The organism is Microbacterium sp. NPDC055683, assembly GCF_053617895.1.
The window spans coordinates 54,486-61,119 of sequence record NZ_JBSHGQ010000023.1 but is presented as its reverse complement, the minus strand read 5'-3'; the positions used below and the strand labels follow the sequence as shown (position 1 = coordinate 61,119).

Here is a 6,634-nt window from a genome sequence, read left to right as displayed (position 1 = left end):
ACGGATATCCGTTGGACGAGAAGCCACCCGAATGCGCTGAATCCGATGTGCGTTCGGCACGCAGATGTGGGTTCGGCACGCAGGCGCAGCCCCGCGGCAGACCGTGTCAGCCGGCGCCGACGTCGACGACGACCTTGCCGCGGGCGTGGCCGTCGCGCACGGCGTCGAGGGCGGCGTCGGCCTGCGCGAGCGGATGGACCTGGTCGACGTAGACGGCGAGGTCGCCGGCGTCGAAGAGGCGCGCGAGGGTGGCGAGCGCTGCCCCGTCGGGGGCGACCGTGAATGACGTCGTCCGCACGCCGGCATCCGCGCCCGCCTCCGAGAACCCCTGCCATCCGCCCCGAGGCACCGTCACGAGCAGGCCGCCCCGCCGCAGCACGCCGAGCGAGCGCGACCCGGTGCGGTCGCCGCCGTCGCCCACGAGGTCGAGGACGACGTCGACCTGCGGCACGACGTCCTCGAAGCGGGTCGTCGTACGGTCCACGACGACGTCGGCGCCCAGCTCGCGCAGCCACGCGGCGTTGCGCGGCGAGCTCGTCGTCGTCACATGGGCGCCGAAGTACGACGCGAGTTGCACGGCGAGGTGTCCGACACCTCCCGCGCCGGCGTGGATGAGGATGCGCTGCCCCTCGTGGGCGCGCGCCGTCTCGACGACCAGCTGCCACGCCGTGAGGGCGGCCAGGGGCACGGCGGCGGCTTCGACGTGCGAGAGCCTCGTCGGCTTCGCGGCCACCGAGTGGGAGGCGGCCACGACGTACTCCGCGAACGACCCGCTGACCCGGGGGAACGCGGTCATCCCGTAGACCTCTGTGCCGGGCGCCAGCGGATGCGCCTCGTACGGCGCGCGCACGACCACGCCGGAGAAGTCGAAGCCCGGCGCCGTCGGATACGCGGCGATCTGCGGTGCCACGCCTCGCCCCTCGCGCGTCGCCGCGTCGACAGGGTTGGCGCCCGCCGCGACGACCCGGATCAGCAGCTCGTCCATGGTCGCCTCGGGCACGGGGGCCGTCGTGATCCGCAGCGGCTGCCCGGGCCCTGCCGACGAGGCCCTGCGCATCGTCGTCGGCACGGTCGCGGCGGTGGCGTCATCGGCGGGCGTGCCGTTGGAGCCCGATGCGGCGGGGGAGCGGGTGGTGCGGAAGCGCATGGATGTGCCCTCTCGGCTCGTCGGGCGCGGCCCCGCGCCCCGTCCTCGCAGTCAACAGGCGCATTGTCACCCCGGCGTTACGGGAATGAGACCCTTGCGAGTCGTCGGGGACCGGGACCCGCGGGGATGGGGTTGCGCTCCTCACGGGAATTCTGGAGGATCGGCTATACCGATATCCACACGGATGCACATCGACACAGCTGGGGAGCCGACATGGCAGACGACACTCGACGCCGCAAGGTATTCGCCGTTCTCGCAGGAGGACTCGTGCTGGGGGTCGGCGCCGCCGTGACTCTCGCCGCCTGGAACGACTCGGAGTTCGTCACGGGCGACTTCGCAGCCGGAACCTTCAACCTCGAGGGCTCAACGACGGGGGATGACGACGCCGGCTACGGCGAGCACCCCGATGCGGGTTCGGCCGCCGACCTCGTCTTCGACCTCCCCGCCGACCTCGTCGACAACCTCGCTCCCGAGGACACCGTCTACGCCCCGTTCTGGGTGCGCCTCGATGACACCACGACGACGGCGGCCACCCTCGTCGCCGACAGCACCGTCACGGGGACCGGCGCGAACGCCGCGAACCTCTCCTACACGGTGTACGAGATCCCGGCCGCGGGCACGTGCGACGCGGCGACGGTCGCCGCCGCTCCCGTCGTGGCATCCGGCGCCACGCTGACCGCGATCACGGTCGGCGACTCGGTCGACCTCGCGATCGGCACGGCCGCCGGCGAGGCCGGTGCAGCCGCACAGCTCTGCTTCGAGGTGACGGCGGGCGCCGACCTCGTGGAGAGCGAGACCGCGACGGCGACCTGGTCGTTCACGGCCACGTCGAACTGACATCGTGCAGCGCAAGGACACGCGGAAGGCGGCCCGGTCGGGTCGCACCTGGCGTCGCGTCCGCGCGCTCCTCGCGGCGGGGGTCGTGCTCGGCATCGGATCGGGCGCGACCCTCGCGGCGTGGAACGACACGGAGTACACGACGGCCACCCTGACGGCGAGCACCTTCGGCATCGTCGGCGCCGCCGACGGCGCGACTTTCACCGAGCACAACACGACGGGCACGGCCGCGACGCTCGCCTTCTCGACGCCCGCGACGGCGATGTCGCCCAGCACGACGACCTACGCGCTGTACAGCGTGCGCACGATCTCGTCGTCGCTCGGCGGGACGCTCAAGATGAACGCCACGACCACGGCGTCGACGCTGAGCGCCCAGCTCACCTACGGCGTGCGCACGATCACGGGGACGACGTGCAACCTGACGACGTTCAACGCGGGCGCCGAGATCCTCGCACGCGGTGCGGCGATGACCGCCAGCCCCGCGAGCACGCAGACGCTCACCGCGAACGCCGGTACCGCCGTGAACTACTGCATCGAGATCACGATGAGCCCGACCGCTCCGTCGAGCGTCCAAGGGCAGTCGGCCGCCCTCTCCTGGGAGTTCGTGGGAACCTCGTCCTCGTGACGTCGGAGCAGTCCATGAGCACCACCGCCGTCCCCGCGACGCGACGTCAGCGTCGCGGGGATGCGGCGGACCCCGCTGCCGCGCGCCCGCGCAGGACGGTCGGACGCGTCGTGGGCGACCTCCTGCTGAGCCTGGCCGCGCTCGCCGGCTCGATCTGCATCGTGCTCGTGATCCTCGCGGCCGTGTTCGACATCACGCTGATCATGTTCCGGACCGGTTCGATGGCGCCGACCATCCCGACGGGATCGGTCGCCGTCGTGCAGCGCATCCCGGCGAGCGAGATCGACGTCGGCGAGGTCGTGACCGTCGACCGTGCAGGCGAGCTTCCCGTCACCCACCGGGTCACCTCGGTCTCGGCCGGCGCATCCGATGACGAGCGGGTCATCACGATGCGCGGCGACGCGAACGAGGCCGATGACGTCGCGCCCTACACGGTGTCGTCGGCGCGCCTCGTGCTCTTCTCGGTGCCGGGCATCGCGCCCGTGATCGCCTCGTTCGGCAGTCCCTTCGTGATCGGCGGGATGACCGTGGGCGCGGCTCTGCTCGTGGGATGGGCCTTCTGGCCACGCTCGGACCGGACGACGCGGGCGGCGGACGGCGGGGACGACGCCGGATGATCCGCACCGTGGTCGGCCTCGTCGCCGCCGTCTTCCTCCTGGCGGCCGCGGCGGCGCCGGCGAGCGCGGCGGAGTCGACGGAGGTCTACCAGGGCAGCGTGATCCGGGTCGTCTCCGTCGCCGACTGGGAGCGCGCCGGCCGGCTCGCTCCCGGCGAGGCCCTGGACTGGACCCTCGACATCTCGGCATCGCCGCCCGACCCCGGCACGCTCGAGGTCGGCGTGCGCGGCGGCGGCGAGCTGCCGCTGTCGCTCGACGCCGAGACGTGCAGCCGGCCCTGGCAGGGCGCGAGCTGCGCGGGCGAACGCACGACGCTGCTCGAGGGATGGCGGCCGGGCGGCGACGGGACGACCTGGATCGAGGAGGTCGACGCCGACACCTCCGTCCACCTGCGGCTCGTCGTCTCCCGCGATGTCGACGCCGTCGAGGGGCAGGAGGCCGAGGTCGCCGTGCACGTGCGGGGAGCGTCGGAGGAGATCATCGTCGGAGAGCAGCCGCCGCCCCTCGCGCCGACGGGCGGCCGGCCGCACCCCCTGCTCCCTGCGATCATCGCAGGCGTGCTCGGCGCCGCGATCGCCGCGACGGGATGGCTGCGACGCGGCAGACGCCCGAGAGGGGAGCACTGATGCGCGCGCTCACCCGTGCCACGGCCGTCATCGCCGCGTTCGCGCTGCTTCTGCTCGGCGGCCTGGCCCCCGCTTCTCCGACGGAGGCGGCATGGGTCGACCGGGAGCACGCCGCGGGCGGCGTCTCTGCGCTCCGCCTGCAGCCCCCGGCTGTCCAGGCGGTCACGACGTGCGCGAGGCCGAGCATCGCCAACCCCGGTCTCGTGAACCTCGCCGTCCAATGGTCGTTCCCGAGCACCGCCTCCCCCTATTCGGGATTCACCGCGGTGAACGCGACCTGGACCACGCAATCCGGTGAGACCGGAGCGCCGTCGGCCATCACCCCGACGACGACTCAGAGCGGCGGCGTGTACACCGCGTCGTTCTCGGGCACGCTTCTCGGGAACCTCGTCGGCGGCATTCTCAATCTGCTGCTCGGGACGAACCTCGTGCTGAAGATCTACACGACCGTCACCTACACGAACGGCTCGACGACGGTGACGTGGGTGTCGCCGAACCCCAGCATCGTGCGGATGAACATCCCGTCGACGCTGTCGGGTCAGCCGACGACCTGCACGTTCTCGAACGGTACCTGAGCGTCAGCGCGCCTCCGGCGTGACCCCGTTGGTCAGGGCGTGGAGCAGGTCGGCGAGATCGCGCACGCGGCCGACGTCCCACAGGCGCAGCGTGTCGTAGAGCAGGCTCTCATGGTGCGACCGGGCGGCCTCGAGGCGGCGGACGCCCTCCGGCGTCGCCTCCAGGAGGCTCACCCGCCGGTCGGAGGGGTCGGGCGTGCGGGCGATGAGCCCGAGGCCCTCGAGCTCGCGGATCGTGCGGCTGAGCTGCCCCTTGTCCACGGCCATCCGATCGACCATGTCGGACGACGTGACCGGCCCGTGCCGCACGATCGAGGTGAAGATCTTGTACGCGCCAGGGTTCAGGCCGGGCGACACGCGCTCGGCGTGCTGGTGGATGATCCGCCGCACCTGCGTCATGAGCTCGCTGAACTCCGCCTCGACGGCCTTGATGGCCTCGGCCTGCTCGGGGGCGACGTCGGCCGCCCCCGAGCGGGTGTCCTCGGCGTTCGCGCGCGAGGGGATGTCGGTGGTCACGACGACATTCTCTCGCGTCAGCGCGTGCGGTCCGCGTCGTCGGCCACGTGCACCGGGATGGACCCGGTCTCCGCGGTCGCCACCGCGAGCTCGCCCTCCAGGCGCTGGGCGCGCATCCGCTCGACGTTGTTCTGGCGCGTGAGCGGCTTGTTCGGGAGGAAGGCGATCGCGATGAGGCTCAGGACGGCCAGCGGCACGCCGATGAGGAACGCGTGCGAGATGGCCTGGGCCGATGCGTCCTCGATGATGACGGCGATGGCCTCCGGCATGTCGCGCGTCGTGGGCAGGGCACCCGACTGGAGCTCGGCGAGGATGGTCTGGCCCTGCTCGCCGAGGGTCGCGATCGCGGCCCCGATCTCGGCCATCCGGTCGGTGAGCTGCTGCGACAGGCTCGACGCCAGCACGGAGCCCATCACGGCGACGCCCGTCGTGCCGCCGACGGTGCGGAAGAAGTTGACACCCGAGCTCGCGACGCCGATCTCCTGCGGCTTCGTCGTGTTCTGGACGACGAGGACGAGGTTCTGCATCGTCATGCCCGTGCCGGCGCCGAGGAGGAACATGTACGTTCCCACGAGCCAGAGCGACGTGTCGTAGCGCAGGGTGGAGAGGAGGCTCGTGCCGGCGATCATGAGGATCGCGCCGACGACGAGGTAGCTCTTCCAGCGGCCGAAGCGCGTGACGAGCTGGCCGACCACGGTCGAGGCGATGAGCATGCCCGCCGCCATCGGGATCGTGAGCAGGCCGGCCTCGGTGGGACCGTAGCCGCGCGAGATCTGCATGTACTGGCCGAGGTAGACCGACGTGCCGAACATGGCGACGCCGATGGAGATCGAGGCGAGCACCGAGAGCGTGAACGTGCGGTTGCGGAAGAGCGTGAGCGGGATGAGAGGCTCCGACACCCTGAGCTCGACGAGCACGAAGGCGACGGCCGCGATCACGGCGATGCCCACCATGTACAGCGTCTCCCAGCTCGCCCAGCCGTAGTCGGAGACGTTCGAGATCCAGATCAGCAGGAGCCCGGCCGCGACGCTCAGCAGCACGATGCCGAGGTAGTCGATGCGCACCTTCGCGGCGCGGACCTGGTCGATCTTGAGCGTGCGCAGGAGGACGACGAAGGCGATGATGCCGAGGGGCACGCCGACGTAGAAGTTCCAGCGCCATCCGATCGTGTCGGTCATGACGCCGCCGAGGAGCGGGCCGCCCACGGTCGCGACCGCCATGACGCCCGCGAACAGGCCCATGTACTTGCCGCGCTCGCGCGGGCTGATGATGTCGGCCATCAGCACCTGGCTGAGGGCGGCGAGTCCGCCGCCGCCGAGTCCCTGGAAGGCGCGGAAGGCGATGAGCATCTCGGCGCTCGTCGACATGCCGGCGCCGGCGCTCGCGAGCACGAAGATCGCGAGGGCGAGGAGCATGAGCGTCTTGCGGTTCACGAGGTCGGCGAGCTTGCCCCAGATGGGGGTCGAGATGGCCGTGGTGAGGAGGGTGATGGTGACGACCCAGGTGTACGACGCCTGGGTGCCGCCGAGCTCGGGGACGATGATCGGCAGCGAGGTGCCGACGACGGTCGTGGAGACCATGGAGCAGAACATCGCCAGGAGGAGGCCCGAGAGGGCCTCCAGCACCTGGCGTCGGGACATCCGCGCGGCCGTGGCCTGCGTGTCCGTGGAGTGCGCGCTCATATGCGCCTT

General features: G+C 71.5%; 8 protein-coding genes. 5 read left to right on the top strand and 3 right to left on the bottom strand.

What is annotated here, in order from left to right; genetic code table 11:
* Positions 1-106: 106 nt before the first annotated feature.
* Positions 107-1,147, bottom strand: coding sequence for an NADP-dependent oxidoreductase (locus ACWGPF_RS10530; protein WP_452332782.1), 1,041 nt, complete (start codon positions 1,145-1,147; stop codon positions 107-109).
* A 213-nt stretch (positions 1,148-1,360) separates the two neighbouring features.
* Here ACWGPF_RS10530 and ACWGPF_RS10525 point away from each other — a divergent pair, with 213 nt between their 5' ends.
* Genes ACWGPF_RS10525 through ACWGPF_RS10505 form a run of 5 tightly spaced genes read left to right on the top strand, consistent with a single transcriptional unit; the run spans position 1,361 to position 4,427 of the window.
* Complete coding sequence (locus ACWGPF_RS10525; RefSeq protein WP_452332781.1) at positions 1,361-1,984, top strand: SipW-dependent-type signal peptide-containing protein; 624 nt, start codon at positions 1,361-1,363, stop codon at positions 1,982-1,984.
* Positions 1,985-1,988: 4 nt separating this feature from the next.
* Positions 1,989-2,609, top strand: coding sequence for a SipW-dependent-type signal peptide-containing protein (locus ACWGPF_RS10520; protein WP_452332780.1), 621 nt, complete (start codon positions 1,989-1,991; stop codon positions 2,607-2,609).
* Between the two features lie 14 nt (positions 2,610-2,623).
* The gene (locus ACWGPF_RS10515) at positions 2,624-3,226 is read left to right on the top strand and encodes a signal peptidase I (protein WP_452332779.1); all 603 of its coding nucleotides are present in this window, start codon (positions 2,624-2,626) and stop codon (positions 3,224-3,226) included.
* Complete coding sequence (locus ACWGPF_RS10510) at positions 3,223-3,852, top strand: hypothetical protein (RefSeq protein WP_452332778.1); 630 nt, start codon at positions 3,223-3,225, stop codon at positions 3,850-3,852. The genes ACWGPF_RS10515 and ACWGPF_RS10510 overlap by 4 nt, the downstream gene beginning before the upstream one ends.
* Positions 3,852-4,427 carry a hypothetical protein gene (locus ACWGPF_RS10505; RefSeq protein ID WP_452332777.1) on the top strand — a complete coding sequence of 192 codons (576 nt, stop codon included), beginning with the start codon at positions 3,852-3,854 and terminating at the stop codon, positions 4,425-4,427. Before ACWGPF_RS10510 ends, ACWGPF_RS10505 begins: the two co-directional genes overlap by 1 nt.
* Positions 4,428-4,430: 3 nt before the next feature.
* On the opposite strand, the gene ACWGPF_RS10500 is transcribed toward ACWGPF_RS10505, so the two are convergent.
* Positions 4,431-4,943 (bottom strand): MarR family winged helix-turn-helix transcriptional regulator, encoded by a 513-nt coding sequence (locus ACWGPF_RS10500; protein WP_452332776.1) that lies wholly within the window; start codon positions 4,941-4,943, stop codon positions 4,431-4,433.
* 17 nt (positions 4,944-4,960) lie between these two features.
* Positions 4,961-6,625 (bottom strand): DHA2 family efflux MFS transporter permease subunit, encoded by a 1,665-nt coding sequence (locus ACWGPF_RS10495; RefSeq protein WP_452332775.1) that lies wholly within the window; start codon positions 6,623-6,625, stop codon positions 4,961-4,963.
* Positions 6,626-6,634 lie beyond the last annotated feature (9 nt).